A 16061-nucleotide genomic window follows, 5' to 3' on the forward strand; every position below is an offset into this window, starting at 1 on the left:
TACCAATAATGACCACTAAAGGGAAAGGCTGGCGTCTGGCCACTATCGCAGCGGCACTGATGATGGCGGGCTCAGCCTGGGCCACCGAATACTCTGCCAGTTTCAAGAACGCCGACATTGAAGAGTTCATCAATACGGTGGGCAAGAACCTCAATAAAACCATCATCATAGAGCCATCGGTGCGCGGCAAGATCAACGTGCGCAGCTACGACCTGCTCAATGAGGAGCAGTACTACCAGTTCTTCCTGAGCGTGCTCGACGTCTACGGCTTTGCCGTGGTGCCGATGGACAACGGGGTGCTCAAGGTGCTGCGCTCGCGGGATGCCAAGACCTCCGCCATTCCGGTGGTAGATGGCAGCAACCCGGGCATGGGCGACGAGATGGTGACCCGGGTCGTGCCGGTGCGCAACGTCTCGGTCCGTGAACTGGCGCCGTTGCTGCGCCAACTCAACGACAACGCCGGTGGTGGCAACGTGGTGCACTACGAGCCCTCCAACGTGCTGCTCATTACGGGGCGCGCCGCCGTGGTCAACCGCCTGGTGGAAGTGGTGAACCGGGTCGACCGCGCAGGCGATCAGGATGTGGACATCATCAAGCTCAAGTTCGCCTCGGCAGGTGAAATGGTGCGGCTGGTGACCAACCTCAACAAGGATGGCAACCCCCAGGGCGGCACCGCCTCCCTGCTGCTATCCCCCAAGGTGGTGGCCGACGAGCGCACCAACTCTGTGGTGGTGAGTGGTGAGCCGAAAGCGCGCGCCCGCATCATCCAGATGGTGCGCCAGCTCGACCGCGACCTGCAGAGCCAGGGCAACACCCGGGTCTTCTACCTCAAATATGGCAAGGCCAAAGACATGGTCGAGGTGCTCAAGGGCGTCAGCTCCAGCATCGAGGCCGACAAGAAGGGCGGCGGCGCAACCACAGGTGGCGCCAGCATCGGCGGTGGCAAGCTGGCCATCTCAGCCGACGAGACCACCAATGCGCTGGTCATCACCGCCCAGCCGGACGTGATGTCCGAACTTGAGCAGGTGGTGGCCAAGCTCGATATCCGCCGCGCCCAGGTGCTGGTGGAGGCTATCATCGTCGAGATGCAGGATGGCGACGGCCTCACCCTTGGCGTCCAGTGGGGCAATGCCAACGGCGGTGGCACCCAGTTCACCAACTCAGGTCTGCCCCTCGGCAGCGCCATTGCGGCGGGCAAGGATTACCAGAATGGCAAGACCGACACCGCTGCCGGTCTGCTGAAAGAGTTCAACGGCATGGCCGCCGGTTTCTATCACGGCGACTGGGCCATGCTGGCCACGGCGCTGGCCTCCAATACCAAGAACGATATTCTCTCCACCCCCAGTATCGTCACCATGGACAACAAGGAGGCCTCTTTCAACGTCGGTCAGGAGGTCCCGGTCCAGAGCGGTTCGCAAAGCTCCACCACCAGCGATCAGGTGTTCAACACCATCGAGCGCAAGACGGTGGGTACCAAGCTGGTGGTGACCCCGCAGATCAACGAAGGAGATTCGGTGCTGCTCAATATCGAGCAGGAGGTCTCCAGCGTCGCCCAGACCCAGGCGACCGGTACTGCCAACCTTGGCCCCACTTTCGATACCCGTACCGTCAAGAACGCGGTGCTGGTCAAAAGCGGCGAAACCGTGGTGCTCGGCGGTTTGATGGACGAACAGACCAAGGAGCAGGTCTCCAAGGTGCCCTTGCTGGGCGATATCCCGGTGCTGGGCTATCTGTTCCGCTCAACCTCCAACACCACCTCCAAGCGCAACCTGATGGTCTTTATCCGGCCAACCATCTTGCGTGATGCGGACGTCTATACCGGAGTATCCAGCAACAAGTACTCCCTGTTCCGCGCCGAGCAGCTCAATGCCGCTTCGCAGGAGGGGTATCTCACCTCCCCCGCCCGTCAGGTATTGCCTGCCTATGGCCAGGATGTGATGGTGTCGCCCGAGCTGCAAAAAGAGATCCAGAAGCAGATCAACGAGATGCGGAGCAGACAGCAAAGCACTGTCGAAACCACCACCCCGTTTGTGCAGAGTAAGCCCTGATGAGTGCCTACCATCTGGATGGAAGCGTTGGGCCTGCGCCACTGCCCGAGCTCCCCTTTGTCTTTGCCCGCAATTTCGGGGTGATCCTGATTGAGCGTGACGGCGCCCCCGTGCTGCAGTGCCGCCCTGGCGTCACCCCGCAGGCCCTGCTGGAGGTGCGGCGGGTAGCGGGTTGCAGCTTCGCGGTGGAGCAGCTCGACAACGAGACCTTCGAAGAGCTGCTGATGGCCCACTACCAGCGAGACTCCTCCGAGGCACGCCAGCTGATGGAAGATCTCGGCAACGAGATGGACTTCTTCGCCCTGGCCGAAGAGCTGCCCCAGAGCGAAGATCTGCTGGATGCCGATGACGACGCCCCCATCATTCGCCTCATCAACGCCATGTTGAGCGAGGCGATCAAGGAGGAGGCCTCCGATATCCATATCGAGACCTTCGAGCGGGCACTGGTGATCCGGTTTCGCATCGACGGGGTGCTGCGGGAGATCCTGCGCCCCCATCGCAAGCTGGCCTCACTGCTGGTCTCGCGGATCAAGGTCATGTCACGAATGGATATCGCCGAGAAGCGGGTACCGCAGGATGGCCGTATCTCGTTGCGTATCGGCGGTCGCGCCGTCGATGTGCGGGTCTCCACCATGCCGTCCAGCTACGGCGAGCGGGTGGTATTGCGTCTCTTGGACAAGAACAACGTGCGCCTCGAGCTCAAGCAGCTGGGGATGACCGCGGCCAACCGCACCATCATCAGCGAGCTCATTCGCAAGCCCCACGGTATTATTCTGGTCACCGGCCCGACCGGTTCCGGTAAATCCACCACCCTCTATGCGGCGCTCTCCGAAATCAACTCGCGGGATCGCAACATCCTGACGGTGGAAGACCCCATCGAATATGACCTCGAAGGGGTGGGCCAGACCCAGGTCAACACCAAGGTGGACATGACCTTCGCCCGCGGCCTGCGCGCCATCCTGCGTCAGGATCCGGATGTGGTGATGGTGGGGGAAATTCGAGACCTTGAAACCGCCCAGATCGCGGTGCAAGCATCGCTGACCGGTCACCTGGTGATGTCGACCCTGCACACCAACACCGCCATCGGCGCCATCACCCGGATGCGGGACATGGGGATCGAGCCCTTCCTGCTCTCCTCGTCGCTGTTGGCGGTGCTGGCCCAGCGGCTGGTGCGCACCCTCTGCCCCGATTGCCGTGCCCCTCGCCCCATCACCGAGCAGGAGCGCCTCGCCATGGGCATCGAGCTGGCTCCCGATCAGCAGGTGTGGCGCCCGGTCGGCTGCGAGCTGTGCAATCACACCGGCTACCGTGGCCGGACCGGCATCCACGAGCTGGTGGTGATCGATGAAGCGGTGCGTGAAGCCATTCACAGTGCCAGCGGCGAGCTCGCCATCGAGCGGCTGATCCGCGGCCACACCCCCAGCATCCGCCGTGACGGCATCGACAAGGTCCTCAAGGGGCAGACCAGTCTCGAAGAGGTGCTGCGCGTGACCCGGGAAGATTGAGATGGCGGCATTCGAATACAAGGCCCTCGACAACAAGGGGCGCAGCAAGAGCGGCGTGATGGAGGGGGATTCCGCCCGTCAGGTACGCCAGTTGCTGCGCGAGCAGGGGCTCACTCCCCTCGAGGTGAACGAGACCACCGAGAAGGCGAAACGGGAAGCGACCCGCTTCGCCCTGTTTCGGCGCGGTGCCAGCACTGCCGAGCTGGCTCTGATCACTCGCCAGCTGGCCACTCTGGTGGGCGCCGGTCTCACCATCGAAGAGGCGCTCAAAGCGGTGGCCGAGCAGTGCGAAAAAGCCCACTTGCGCTCTCTGGTGGCGACCGTGCGCAGCAAGGTGGTGGAAGGTTATTCGCTGGCCGACTCGCTGGGGGCCTTTCCCCATGTATTCGACCAGCTGTTTCGCTCCATGGTGGCGGCCGGTGAAAAATCGGGCCATCTGGAAAAAGTGCTCAACCGCCTCGCCGACTACACCGAGCAGCGCCAGCATATGCGCACCAAGCTGCTGCAGGCGATGATCTACCCCATCGTGCTCACCTGTGTCGCCATCGGGGTTATCTCGATCCTGCTCACCGCCGTGGTGCCCAAGGTGGTGGCCCAGTTTGAACACATGGGCCAGCAGCTGCCGGGCACCACCCGCTTTCTCATCGGTACCAGCGAACTGATGCAGGCCTACGGCCTCTGGTTCCTGCTGCTGATCTTCCTTGGCAGCTTTGTCTGGCGCTGGTGGCTCACCGATGAAAAGCGTCGCCGACGCTGGCATCAGGTGCTGCTCGGCCTGCCGGTGATTGGCCGTGTCAGTCGCGGTCTCAACACCGCCCGCTTCGCTCGCACGTTAAGCATCCTCAACGCCAGCGCGGTGCCGCTGCTGGAGGGGATGAAGATCTCCGGCGAAGTGCTCTCCAACGACTTTGCCAGAATGCGCATTCTCGAGGCCGCCGAACGGGTGCGCGAGGGGACCAGTCTGCGCAAGTCGCTGACCGAGACCAAGATTTTCCCGCCCATGATGCTGCACATGATCGCCTCCGGCGAGCAGAGCGGCGAGCTCGACAGCATGCTGGAGCGGGCGGCGGACAACCAGGATCGGGAGTTTGAATCTCAGGTCAACATCGCCCTCGGGGTGTTCGAACCCATGCTGGTGGTCTCCATGGCCGGGGTGGTGCTGTTTATCGTGATGTCGATCCTGCAGCCGATCCTTGAGCTCAACAATATGGTGAATATGTAAGTTTCCGGCGTTCGGTGGCGCCGCTGGCGGCCCGTCGAACCCACCCAGTGATCACTCTCTGATGGGCCATCCCATCTCATTCGTTACGGAGCAACTCATGAACAAACGTCGTCAATCCGGTTTTACCCTGCTGGAAGTCATGGTGGTCATCGTGATCCTCGGCATTCTGGCCAGTCTGGTGGTGCCCAACCTGATGGGCAACAAGGAGAAAGCTGACCAGCAGAAAGCGGTCTCCGATATCGTGGCGCTGGAAAATGCCCTCGACATGTACAAGCTGGACAACAACCGCTACCCGACCACCGAACAGGGTCTGGACGCGCTGGTGACCAAGCCCTCCATCGATCCGGCGCCGCGCAGCTACCGCGATGGCGGCTACATCAAGCGCCTGCCGCAAGATCCCTGGGGCAACCCGTACCAGCTGCTGAGCCCGGGCCAGTTCGGCAAGATCGACATCTTCTCCATGGGTCTGGATGGTGAAGCCGGTACCGATGACGACATCGGCAACTGGAACCTGAAGGATTTCCAATAAGTGATATGTCGCCACCGCACTCCTTGTGAGCTGACTGCATGAAGCGCTCTCTCTCCTTTCATCGCCAATCCGGCTTTACCCTGCTGGAAGTGTTGCTGGTCGCCATGCTGATGGGGCTGGTGGCCACCGCCGTCACCCTCAGCATGGGTGGCGCCAGAGGGGATAGGGAGCTGGACAAGCAGGCGCGTCGCCTGATGGCGACGCTGCAGCTGGCGCAGGAGTATGCGGTGATGGATGGTCGGCTGGTAGGCATTCGCATCGAGGATAACGGCTGGCAGTTTATGCAGCGTCAGGCCAAGGATCGCAAGTGGCAGGCCCTGACTGGCGACAAGCAGCTGGGGCCGGTACAACTGGCCGAGAACATGACGCTGGCACTGGAGCTGGAAGGCTTTGGCTGGCAGCCGGACTCCGACGAGAAAACCGAACAGAAGCGCGACGAGAAGGAGCGCACGCCGCAGTTGCTCATCTTCCCGGGCGGCGAGCTGAGCCCGTTCGTGCTCACCTTCACCCAGCAGGATGACGATGCCCGCTACACCCGCATCGTCAAGGGGGACGAGTTCGGCCGCCTCACCCTGCTCACCGGCGATGAAGATGAAGAGGTGAGCGAATGAAAGCCCGGGGCATGACACTACTCGAAGTCATGGTCGCACTGGCGGTCTTTGCCATCGCGGGTCTCGCGGTAATGAAAACCGCCAGCGAACACCTCTCGGCCCTCAACTATCTGGAGCAGAAGACACTCGCCACCTGGGTGGTAGAGAACCAGCTGGTGCAGCAGAAGCTCGAGAACAAGTGGCCCGGCGACAGCTGGGTGGAAGGGGATGAGCAGATGGCGGGCAGCACCTGGTACTGGCGCTATCGCGGCGTCGCCACCGCCGACAACAACTTCCGGGCGCTCGATATGGAAGTGCGCACCGAGGCCAAGGCCGAGAACCCGGTCGCCATGATGCGGACCTATATCAACCGATGATCCCGAGCAACACCCGCCCTTCCCGTCACCGTGGTTTTACCCTGCTGGAGATGCTGGTGGCGATCGCCATCTTCGCCACTCTCAGCATGGGCGCCTATCAGGTGCTGCAAGGGGTACTCACCAGCGACGAGGTGGCCAAGCGCAAGGAGGCCCGCCTCAACGAATTGCAGCTCGCCTTCACCCTGCTGGAGCGAGACATCACCCAGATGGTGCCGCGCAGCGGTCGCATCGAGGGGGAGAACAACAAGGTACTGCTGGCGGCTTCCCGCTTCGGCCAGCAGAGCGATGACTGGGGCATGGCCTTTATGCGCAGCGGCTGGCTCAATCCGGACGGCATGCTGCCCCGCTCCCATCTGCAACGAGTCGGTTGGCGCCTCAAGGATCAGAAGCTGGAGCGCCTGAGCTACCTCTATCCGGATCCAGTGATCGGCACCGAGCCGCGCATCCAGCCGGTGCTGACGGGGGTCACGGCGTTTCGCCTCTACTTCTTCGACAAGGGCAACTGGAAAGAGGAGTGGAGCCAGCGCAGCGTGCTGCCCCACGGACTGGCAGTGGAGCTGGATCTGGAGGATTACGGCACCATTCGCCGTCAGTTCCTGATTGGCGCCGGTGGCCAGCGCGCCGAAGAAAACAGCCAGAGCAGCAACCCCGACCAGGGGGGCGGCAACAACAGCAATAACGGGAACAACGGCGGCAACGGCAATACCAATGGCGGTAATGGTGACAGCCAGAACGGAGGGGGCGCCAATGCGGGCTAATCTCGCCGCCCCCGGTCACCAGCGCGGTATGGCGTTGCTGGTGGTGCTGCTGATCCTCTCGGTGATGGTGATCATCGCCAGCAATATGAGCGGCCGCCTGCAGCTTGAGCTGCGCCGCACCGCCAACATCACCACCGGCAAACAGGCATGGTGGTATGCCCTCTCGGCGGAAGCGCTGGTGAGCAAGGTGCTGACGCAGGATTTCAAGGACAACCCCGAGGTGGTCAACCTCAGCCAGAACTGGGCCCGCAAGAACACTGTGTTTCCGGTGGACGATGGCCAGCTCAAGGGCGAGGTGACCGACCTGCAATCCTGCTTCAACCTCAACAGCCTGAGCGTGGCCTCCAAGGCGGGGAGCGGCGAGGAGCTGGCGCAGCAGCCCTATCCGGTGCAGGTGTTTCGCGAACTGCTCAAGCAGCTGGCGATGGATGATTACGAGGCGGCCCAGCTCACCGACGCCATCCGTGACTGGACTGACAAGGATACGGTGCTGGTCTCCAGCCTTGGCGCCGAGGACGCCTATTACGAGGGGCTCAAGCCACCCTATCTGACCGCCAACCAGTGGATGCTGGGCAAGGATGAGCTGAGGGCGGTGCGCGGGGTGACTGCCCGGGTCTATGCCAAACTGGCCCCCTATGTCTGCACCCTGCCCAACGACAAGTTGAAGATCAATATCAATACCCTTGCCCCCCAGCGCCCCGAGCTGCTGGTTGCCCTCTATCTGGGCACTATCGGGCTGGATGATGCCAAGCGAGTACTGAATGAGCGGCCACAGAAGGGGTGGAAAGAGAGCAAGCTGATGACAGACATGCTCGCTCCGGTCGATTCGGTGAAAGGACTGAAAGATGCGCTGGTGGTCAAGAGCGACTTCTTCGAAGCCCGAGTCGTGGCCGAGGTCGGCGACAACCGGGCCTGGCTCGAAACACTGTTCCAGCGGGGCAAGGACAATAAACTGGTGATGCTGCGCCGCCTCAGTAGCGGCGCCGAATAAACAGCGCACCTGCAGGCCATCGCCCGCGGGTACGAGAGATGTTGGATGCAGCCTGCGGGCTGCGCACCGGTTGCCAGGGCGCACAACGCCCTTTGCAAACCGGTATCGCAGGAGAGAGATGCGTGAGCGAAAGTCTGGTCATCCGACTGGGGACCAATAAACAACAACCCGTGGCCTGGCTGGTCTGGTCCGGTCAGGAGCAGGAGATCATCGCCTCCGGCACCCTGCCCTCGGCCGATGCCCTGGGCGAGCTGCAGGAGCGGGCCGGTGGCCGCCCCGTGGTCACCCTGGTGCCGGGCAGCGATCTGATCTTCCGGCGCGTCACCCTGCCTGGTCGCTACAACCGCCAGTCGGCGGCGGCCCTCCCCTACCTGCTGGAGGAGCAGATCGCCTCCGATGTGGACGAGCTCCATCTGGTGGTGCTGGCCCACGAAGGGCAACAGGTCGACCTGATGGCGGTGGATCGGCAGAAGATGGCCGAGTGGCTCGGCTGGCTCGATGCCGCTGGCCTCAAGAGCCTGCAACTGCTGCCCGATGTGCTGGCGCTGCCACAGGCCGCTGATGGCTGGTCTGCGCTGCAACTCGGCAGCGAGTGGCTGGTACGCCAGGGCCCCTGTCAGGGGATCGTCGCCGACGAGCCGCTGCTGGCCATCTTGCTGGCAACCGAAGCGGAGCCGGTCACCATCCACAGCCACACACCGGTGCCCGCCATTGCCGCCGCCAACTGGCAGGCGGCGGAGCCTGAACTCCCCATGCTGCTGCTGGCCAAGGGGGCACTCACCTGCCGCGCCAACCTGCTGACCGGCCCCTACCGCCCTCAGACCGAATATGCCCGCTACTGGTTGCAGTGGCGCAAGGTAGCCATCACCGCGGGTCTGTTGCTGCTGGTGGCCCTCGGCCAGCGCGGGGTGCAGCTTTATCAGCTCACCGAGCAGGACAAGGCGCTGAAAGCGGAGATCCGCGCCGTCTATACCCGCATCTTCCCGGGTGAGAGCCGCATCGTGAACGTGCGCAGCCAGATGAACCAGCATCTGCAACAGATGGGACAAGCCCCGCAAAACGGCGTACTGCTGATGCTCACCGAGCTGGCCCCCACCTTTGCCGAAGTCCCCGGCCTCAAGCCGCAGGTGATGCGCTTTGATGCCAGTCGCCGCGAGCTGCGGCTGCAGGTGACCGCCCCCGGCTTTGCCGAGATCGAGCGGTTCCGTGAGCTGGCTGGCAAGCAATTCGAGGTACAGCAAGGCGAGGTGCGCAGCACCGAGGGCAAGGTAGAGGGCGCACTGGTGCTCAAAGGTAAATCATCATGATGGAAAAATTGCAGGGCTGGTGGCACGGCATCACCGCACGGGAACAGCGGCTGGTGGTCGCAGGCGGCGTTCTGTTGCTGGTCGGTCTCTTCTACTGGAGCGTCTGGCAGCCCATCGCCAACCGCATCGCAGAGCGGGAGCGGCAGGTGCAAAACCAGCAGCAGACCCTCGCCTGGCTCAAGGAGAAGGGGGAAGAGGTGCTGGCCATGCAGGGTGGATCGGGCCGCCAGATCGACACCAGCGGCACCCTGGAAGGGGTGGTCAACCGCACCGCCTTCAACCACAAGATCAAGATTGCCCGGCTGCAACCCCAGGCGCAGGAGCTGCAAGTGTGGATCGACACAGTCCAGTTCGATGACTTGCTGCTCTGGCTCTCCACGCTGGTGGAGCAGCACGGCATTCAGGTTCAAATCATCGAGATCGCCCGCGAGGATCTGGCCCCGGGTCTGGTCAAGGTCAGACGTTTGCAGTTGAGTCGTCCACAATGAAAAAACGCATCCTGATTGCCAGCCTGTTTCTGGCCGCCTATCTGCTCTTCCTGCTGGCCACCCTGCCCGCGGCACTGGTGGCTCGCCATCTGCCGCTGCCTGCCAATGTTGCCAACCTGCTGAAACTGGAAGGGGTGAGCGGCACCCTCTGGAATGGCCAGATTGCCCGGTTGCAATATGCCAGCGAATCGGTGAACCAGCTGCGCTGGGATCTCAACGGCTGGTCGCTGCTACGCTTCGCCCCCGAAGTGGCCATACGCTTTGGCGATCGCAACGGACTCAATGGTCAGGGCGTTGTCGGCTGGAATGGCGCCGCCTTCGGCCGGGACCTGACCCTTAATGCCCCCGCCCCCTGGTTGCTGAGCCGGGTGCCGATGCGCCTGCCGATCCCGATCACCGTCAGCGGTCAGCTGCAGCTCAAAGTGGAGCAGTTTGCCCAGGGCAACCCCTGGTGTGACAACCTCTACGGCAACCTCGACTGGTACAACGCCAGCGCCGATACCCCGGCGGGCAAGCTGGATCTGGCCGATCCTGAGCTGAGGCTCACCTGCCTCGACTCCAAACTGGTGACCGAACTCAAGCAGGGCTCCGATGCGGTGCAGACCATGGGTCGCCTCGAGCTGCAACCCAATGGCCAATACCTGTTCCAGGGCACCCTGAAACCGGGCCCAGAACTGCCACCGCAGATGCAGCAAGGGCTCCCCTTCCTCGGCCAGCCCGACAGTCAGGGCCGCTTCCCCCTGCGCTATCAGGGGCGGATCTAACCCCTGCTGTGACAAGGCCCCGGAGTATTTCCGGGGCCTTTATCCGCTAATAACCTGCTCCTGTTACCAATATTTGCTTATCTCTCGGCGCAACGCTTCGGCGGTTGCCTGACCGCTTTCCGATGCCAGTGCCCGTCCGGCGATAAAGGTCTTGGCCCTAATCCCTTCAAACAGATGGATATCTTCCGGCACGATACCGCCGGTGATCGACAGCTCCAGCCCCAGCTCGGAGAGCGCCCGCATCTTGCTCAAATCGGCCTGCGTCCAGCTGACCCCGGCCAGCTCGGCATCCCGCGAGCGGTGATAGATAGCCTGGGTGATCCCCATATCGGCCCACTGTTTGGCATCATCCAGCGTCCAGTTACCGTAAATCTCGATCTGGATCTCCCCGCCAAACTCATCCGCGACTTTCTTGCAGGCAGCAATGGTGGCGACGTGCGCGGCGGCCGATACCGTGATCCAGTCAGCCCCGGCCGAGAAGGCCATGCGAGCCAGAATGGCACCACCATCTGTGGTCTTCATATCACACACGATAATGTGATCAGGATGACGCTCGCGCATGGTGCGTACCGCAGACATCCCTTCTGCAAAAGCCAGAATAGTGCCGACCTCGATCACTTCGACATAACCGGCGACGCGATCGGCAATATCCACGGCGGTAGCAAGATCGGTAGAATCCAGAGCAATCTGTAACATGGGTTTGGTCATACTATATTTCCTCAATTTAAAACCTTGGCAGAATGAATGGGCCCATTTATTTAAAGTCGATAAAGGGCCGTAACCTGACGTCACTAACATAAAAAGATGGGCAATTTAAATAACGGGTCGACTAATTATCGCTGGCCGTAATAGGCATTCTCACCATGTTTTCTGAAATAGTGTTTGTCAGACAACTCTTGCGCAATATGGATGGCCGGATTCAACGCTCTGGTTGCCAGCGCCATGGTGGCGACCTCCTCCAGCACCAGCGCATTGTGCACCGCATCCACCGCACTCTTGCCCCAGCAAAACGGGGCATGGCCAGTAATGACCACGCCAGGCAAGGCCTGCGGATCCAGCGCCCGTCGTTGAAATTCTTCGACAATGACCTTGCCGGTATTTTTTTCATAATCAACGCGAATTTCATCTTCGGTCAGCGGACGGGTGCAGGGAATATCGCCATAGAAATAATCGGCATGGGTGGTACCCAAGGCGGGAATATCCATTCCTGCTTGTGCCCAAATAGTGCCATGACGGGAATGGGTGTGCACAATACCGGAAATGCCTTTAAACGCTTTATATAAAACCAGATGAGTTGCGGTATCACTGGACGGGGATAAATGCCCATCAACGATCTGGCCTTCCAAATTAACGACCACGATATCATCAACAGTCATATTGTCGTAAGAGACCCCCGATGGCTTGATGGCCACCACGCCCAAGCTGCGATCAATCTGGGATACATTGCCCCAAGTCAGGGTAACCAGACCGTACCGGGGCAACAGCAGGTTGGCCTCCAGTACCGCCTCTTTCAATGAGTTGTACATTTCGTTCTCCTGGGCCCCTTGCGGAACCCCGTTGGGTGCCTCAGACCACTTGCGCCAGCGCCTGATCAATGACGTTGAATACATCTGCTGTGCTCTGGCACGCTCGCAGCTTGTCGAGGTTGATCCCGCTCTCGCTGCATTCATCCTCCAGCACCTGAGTCACCTCCATCAGCCCCTCCATGTGTTCATCCGAGGTGCTGCCCGCCAGCGTTACCAGCACGTCCACCGGCTCCTCTTCCCCTTCAAATTTCACCGGCGTGGTCAGGGTGACCAGTGCAAACGCCGTGCGATTGACTCCATCCTCCGGCCTCGCATGGGGCATCGCGAATTGGGGGGCAATCACGATATAGGGCCCCATCTTTTCAATGCTGCCGATGATCGCATCGTGGTAACGCGGCTCCACGGCGCCGGAGCGGATCAGCATGTCAGTACCCAGCTTGATGGCGCTGCGCCAGTCGCTGGCGGCCGAGTTGAGCAATACAGAGTTGTTTTCCATCAGCGATTGTTTGAATTTCATCTTGTTCTCCTTGCACGCTGCCGAGTGCAGCGAGGATCATCGGCTTAATTTGCAAAGTTGTTCTTGATGATGCCCAGCAGTTCATCACCAAACGAATTGGGGTTGAGCATGTTCTGCACGCCCAGCACGAATTTGCCCTCACCGGGGCTCATCTCGCCGGCCAGATGCTTGGAAGAGACGATGATGTCGGTGGTCTGCAGCTTGGTTTTGTAATCAGCAACGGCGCAGGAGTCCATGACATGGGGCACGCCACGCTGTTCGAGAAACTTGCCTATCTTCATCTTCATCATCATGGAGGAACCCTGACCGTTGCCGCATACCGCCAGGATCCGCACTGCATGCCCCCCTTTGGCACTCTCGACTGGCGAGGCTGGCAGATCGGCTGCGTCTTCTGCCACAGCAGCACTCGGGACAGCCATATCCTCTTCCATCCGCAGGGTGCGGGAAGCGAAGTACATATAAAGCCCGGCACCGGCCAGCAATACCACGAAGAACAGGGAAGAGAAGGAGAGTCCCTGCATGATCACCGGGAACACCAGCGCCCAGTCAGCCATCCCCATCCAGCCATTGAAGCTGGTGCCATTGACCGTGAACAGGTGGATTGCCCAGGCAGAGCCCAGCACCTCGATGATCCCCATCACGAAGCAGATCTTCATCACTGCGCGCCAGCCGCCAAAGTGGTTGGCGAACACCCCTATGGTGGCGTTGGAGAAGAACATGGGAATGAAGCCCGGGATAATCATGATGGGCGCTTGGAATGCCAGCAGGGCAAGCACAGCAAGGAACTGACCGATAGCCCCCCACATGAAGCCAAAGACCATGGCATTCGGCGAGTAGGCGTAGATAGCGGCGCAATCGATTGCCAGGACGGCGTTGGGAATGACCCGTTCGGAGATCCCCTTGAAGGCCTCGGAGAGTTCGGCAACGAACATCCGCACCCCCACCACGATGACCTGAATGGCGACCGCAAACTTGAGACCGGTTTCGAGAATGTAGATGGACCAGTGAGTCTGGCCCGCCATCTGTTGCAGATTATCGAGGCCAAACGAGAGCAGGATGATACCGAAGAAGATGGTCATCACGATAGCGGTCGCCGTGATGCTGTCGTGGAAGATGTGCAGCCACTTTGGCAGCTTCAGGTGATCGACGCTCTCTTCTTTATTGCCCAGTTTCGGAGCCACCTTGGTGGCAATCCAGGAAGCGACCTGTTGCTGGTGGCCGATGGAGAACCCCGCCCCGCCTGTCACTTCCTGAGTCGGCTTGAACATGATGTTGGAGGAGATCCCCCAATAGAGCGCCATGATGACGGCGGAATAGAGGATGGTTTCCCACATCGAGGCCCCCATCACCATATAGAAGACCGCGATCAGACCTACCTGCTGAAACATGATGTGGCCGGTCAGCATGATGGTGCGGATCCCGGTATAGCGCCGCAGCAACACCAGCAGAATATTGAGGGCAAGGGCCAGCAATACCGCATATCCGACCCAGGAGTAGTTCTCTCCCATGGTTTCCATGGTCGCCATCATGGTGGTGTAGGGATCAATCACTGAACCGGTGAGGTGATGATATTCCGCAATCTTGTCCACCACCGGCTTGAAGCCGGCCACCAGCGTACTGGCGCCCACCTGCACCAGCATGAAACCGACGATGGTCTTCACCGTCCCCTTGACGACCGTCGTGCCATCCTGCTTGAGCAACAGGTAGCCAATACAGGTCACCAGCCCCAACAGCAGGGGTGCCTTGGTCATCACCTGACTGTAAAAGATGTAAAAAGCGTTGTAGAGGGTTTCCATATTTATGCTCCGTCCAGATGAGGACAACTCATGGCTATTGGATTGGTGCGGACATCTCACCATTCATATGGGCATTGCTTTACCTGACGCCCCGCGAGCAGATTCAAATGCCACCACTCACTATCAAATTCAAAATAATCATACATAGTCACGCCGTGATTTATTGTGATGAAGATCGAGGTCGGGAGAATCTCTTTTTTCCACCATCTGGATGTAAAATTTCGGTTAAAAGGGTACTCAAAGCCGCACAAAAGGATTCAAACAACCCCTATAAATAGACAAAAAACAAGTAAAACCAATAGATACAATCACTTAAAAAGGTACTCATCTCTTGATTGTGATATGCCGCAATTAATCTCACAAAACAATCGCCATAATCATTGATAATCACAAAGACGGGTAATATAGTCATAACCAATCAAAGCAAATCACTGACTCGCAACCATGCAAGTCATGTCATCACCCGATGAATCACCACTGTGTGAACCATCCAAATCAGAAAGGTATGTGAGATGAGCAAGATTGAAGAAATCACCCGTGAATCGTGGATCCTCAGCACCTTCCCCGAGTGGGGCACCTGGCTGAATGAAGAGATTGAGCAGGAAGAGGTCAAACCGAATACCTTCGCCATGTGGTGGCTGGGTTGCACCGGTATCTGGCTGAAGTCTGCCGGCAATACCAACATCTCCATCGACTTCTGGTGCGGCACGGGCAAGCGAACCCATGGTAATCCCTACATGAACAAGCAGCACCAGATGATGCGGATGGGGGGCGTGCGCAAGCTGCAACCCAACCTGAGAACCTCACCTTTCGTGCTCGATCCTTTCGGGATTAAAGATATCGATGCAGTGCTCGCTACCCACGATCATGCCGACCATATCGACGTCAATGTGGCGGCTGCCGTGCTGCAAAACTGTGGTGAGCATGTGAAGTTCATCGGCCCGAAAGCCTGTGTCGACCTCTGGTTGCGCTGGGGGGTGCCTGCCGAGCGTTGCGTGGTGGCCCGCGTAGGTGACGAGATCCCGGTGGGCGATATCGTGATCCAGGTACTCGATGCCTTTGACCGTACCGCGCTGGTCACCCTGCCGGCGGGGGTCTCCTCCACCGACAAGAGCATTCTGGATGGCATGGATGATCGGGCAGTGAACTATCTGGTCAAGACATCCGGGGGCAACCTCTACCACTCGGGTGATTCTCACTACTCCAACTACTACGCCAAGCATGGCAATGACTACCAGATCGATGTGGCGCTGCTCTCTTATGGCGAGAACCCCCGCGGCGTGACCGACAAGATGACCTCATCAGACATCTTGCGGGCCGGGGAGTCCCTCAACACCAAGGTGGTGATCCCGTTCCACCACGATATCTGGGCCAACTTCCAAAGCGATCCCCGCGAGATCGAAGTGCTCTGGAACATGAAAAAAGATCGCCTCGGCTATCGCTTCAGCCCCTTCTTCTGGCAAGTCGGTGGCAAATACATCTTCCCGACCGACCAGAGCAAGCTGCACTACCAGCACCCGCGCGGGTTCGATGACATCTTCATCGACGAGCCGGAGCTGCCTTACAAATCTTTCCTGTAAGCACGACCTGTCAGACGCCGGGTAATACGAGGGAGGGTGATGGAGATGAGCCAGCAAGGCGTC

The 16061-nt window shown here is 59.9% G+C and carries 15 protein-coding genes and 1 pseudogene; 12 read left to right on the plus strand and 4 right to left on the minus strand.

Going from position 1 to position 16061, the window contains the following annotated elements; translation table 11 throughout:
* The first annotated feature begins 8 nt into the window (after window positions 1-8).
* The 11 genes and pseudogenes from exeD (at window position 9) to exeN (ending at window position 10579) form a co-directional block, all read left to right on the plus strand.
* A complete protein-coding gene (gene exeD / locus ACTG27_RS10425; protein WP_120415074.1) occupies window positions 9-2048 on the plus strand; it encodes a GspD family T2SS secretin variant ExeD in 2040 nt (679 codons plus the stop codon).
* On the plus strand, window positions 2048-3553 hold the full coding sequence (gene exeE, locus ACTG27_RS10430) for a GspE family T2SS ATPase variant ExeE (RefSeq protein WP_408780119.1): 1506 nt from the start codon (window positions 2048-2050) through the stop codon (window positions 3551-3553). Before exeD ends, exeE begins: the two co-directional genes overlap by 1 nt.
* Before the next feature lies 1 nt (window position 3554).
* A complete protein-coding gene (exeF, locus tag ACTG27_RS10435) occupies window positions 3555-4775 on the plus strand; it encodes a GspF family T2SS innner membrane protein variant ExeF (protein ID WP_005338296.1) in 1221 nt (406 codons plus the stop codon).
* A 97-nt stretch (window positions 4776-4872) separates the two neighbouring features.
* Entirely contained in the window at window positions 4873-5304 is a 432-nt protein-coding gene (exeG, locus tag ACTG27_RS10440; protein ID WP_005338297.1) for a GspG family T2SS major pseudopilin variant ExeG, read from the plus strand.
* A 38-nt stretch (window positions 5305-5342) separates the two neighbouring features.
* Window positions 5343-5915 carry a GspH family T2SS minor pseudopilin variant ExeH gene (gene exeH / locus ACTG27_RS10445; protein WP_439979631.1) on the plus strand — a complete coding sequence of 191 codons (573 nt, stop codon included), beginning with the start codon at window positions 5343-5345 and terminating at the stop codon, window positions 5913-5915.
* Window positions 5912-6271 carry a GspI family T2SS minor pseudopilin variant ExeI gene (gene exeI, locus ACTG27_RS10450; RefSeq protein WP_005350043.1) on the plus strand — a complete coding sequence of 120 codons (360 nt, stop codon included), beginning with the start codon at window positions 5912-5914 and terminating at the stop codon, window positions 6269-6271. Before exeH ends, exeI begins: the two co-directional genes overlap by 4 nt.
* Window positions 6268-6906, plus strand: a pseudogene (gene gspJ, locus ACTG27_RS10455) (type II secretion system minor pseudopilin GspJ); the annotation flags it as partial. The gene exeI and the pseudogene gspJ, both read left to right, overlap by 4 nt.
* A gap of 112 nt (window positions 6907-7018) precedes the next feature.
* On the plus strand, window positions 7019-8020 hold the full coding sequence (gene exeK / locus ACTG27_RS10460; protein WP_439979632.1) for a GspK family T2SS minor pseudopilin variant ExeK: 1002 nt from the start codon (window positions 7019-7021) through the stop codon (window positions 8018-8020).
* A gap of 122 nt (window positions 8021-8142) precedes the next feature.
* Window positions 8143-9327, plus strand: a complete 1185-nt coding sequence (gene exeL / locus ACTG27_RS10465) for a GspL family type II secretion system protein ExeL (protein ID WP_101529818.1) — start codon at window positions 8143-8145, stop codon at window positions 9325-9327.
* Window positions 9324-9815, plus strand: a complete 492-nt coding sequence (gene exeM / locus ACTG27_RS10470; protein ID WP_069526321.1) for a GspM family type II secretion system protein ExeM — start codon at window positions 9324-9326, stop codon at window positions 9813-9815. Before exeL ends, exeM begins: the two co-directional genes overlap by 4 nt.
* Entirely contained in the window at window positions 9812-10579 is a 768-nt protein-coding gene (gene exeN / locus ACTG27_RS10475; protein WP_439979633.1) for a GspN family type II secretion system protein ExeN, read from the plus strand. The genes exeM and exeN overlap by 4 nt, the downstream gene beginning before the upstream one ends.
* Window positions 10580-10642: 63 nt before the next feature.
* Here exeN and ACTG27_RS10480 read toward each other — a convergent pair whose 3' ends face one another.
* The 4 genes from ACTG27_RS10480 to ACTG27_RS10495 all read right to left on the minus strand — a co-directional run bounded on the left by ACTG27_RS10480 (window position 10643) and on the right by ACTG27_RS10495 (window position 14418).
* Complete coding sequence (locus ACTG27_RS10480) at window positions 10643-11287, minus strand: 3-keto-L-gulonate-6-phosphate decarboxylase UlaD (RefSeq protein ID WP_064338471.1); 645 nt, start codon at window positions 11285-11287, stop codon at window positions 10643-10645.
* A gap of 125 nt (window positions 11288-11412) precedes the next feature.
* Window positions 11413-12105 (minus strand): L-ribulose-5-phosphate 4-epimerase, encoded by a 693-nt coding sequence (locus ACTG27_RS10485; RefSeq protein ID WP_439979634.1) that lies wholly within the window; start codon window positions 12103-12105, stop codon window positions 11413-11415.
* Window positions 12106-12145: 40 nt separating this feature from the next.
* Entirely contained in the window at window positions 12146-12622 is a 477-nt protein-coding gene (locus ACTG27_RS10490) for a PTS sugar transporter subunit IIA (protein ID WP_042083631.1), read from the minus strand.
* A 44-nt stretch (window positions 12623-12666) separates the two neighbouring features.
* Entirely contained in the window at window positions 12667-14418 is a 1752-nt protein-coding gene (locus ACTG27_RS10495; RefSeq protein ID WP_439979635.1) for a PTS ascorbate-specific subunit IIBC, read from the minus strand.
* Between the two features lie 512 nt (window positions 14419-14930).
* Between ACTG27_RS10495 and ulaG the strand changes: the two genes are divergently transcribed.
* Window positions 14931-15998, plus strand: coding sequence for an L-ascorbate 6-phosphate lactonase (gene ulaG, locus ACTG27_RS10500; RefSeq protein WP_439979636.1), 1068 nt, complete (start codon window positions 14931-14933; stop codon window positions 15996-15998).
* Window positions 15999-16061 lie beyond the last annotated feature (63 nt).

The organism is Aeromonas sp. 97A (assembly GCF_051919185.1).
In the GTDB taxonomy this organism is placed as follows: Bacteria; Pseudomonadota; Gammaproteobacteria; order Enterobacterales; family Aeromonadaceae; genus Aeromonas; species Aeromonas veronii.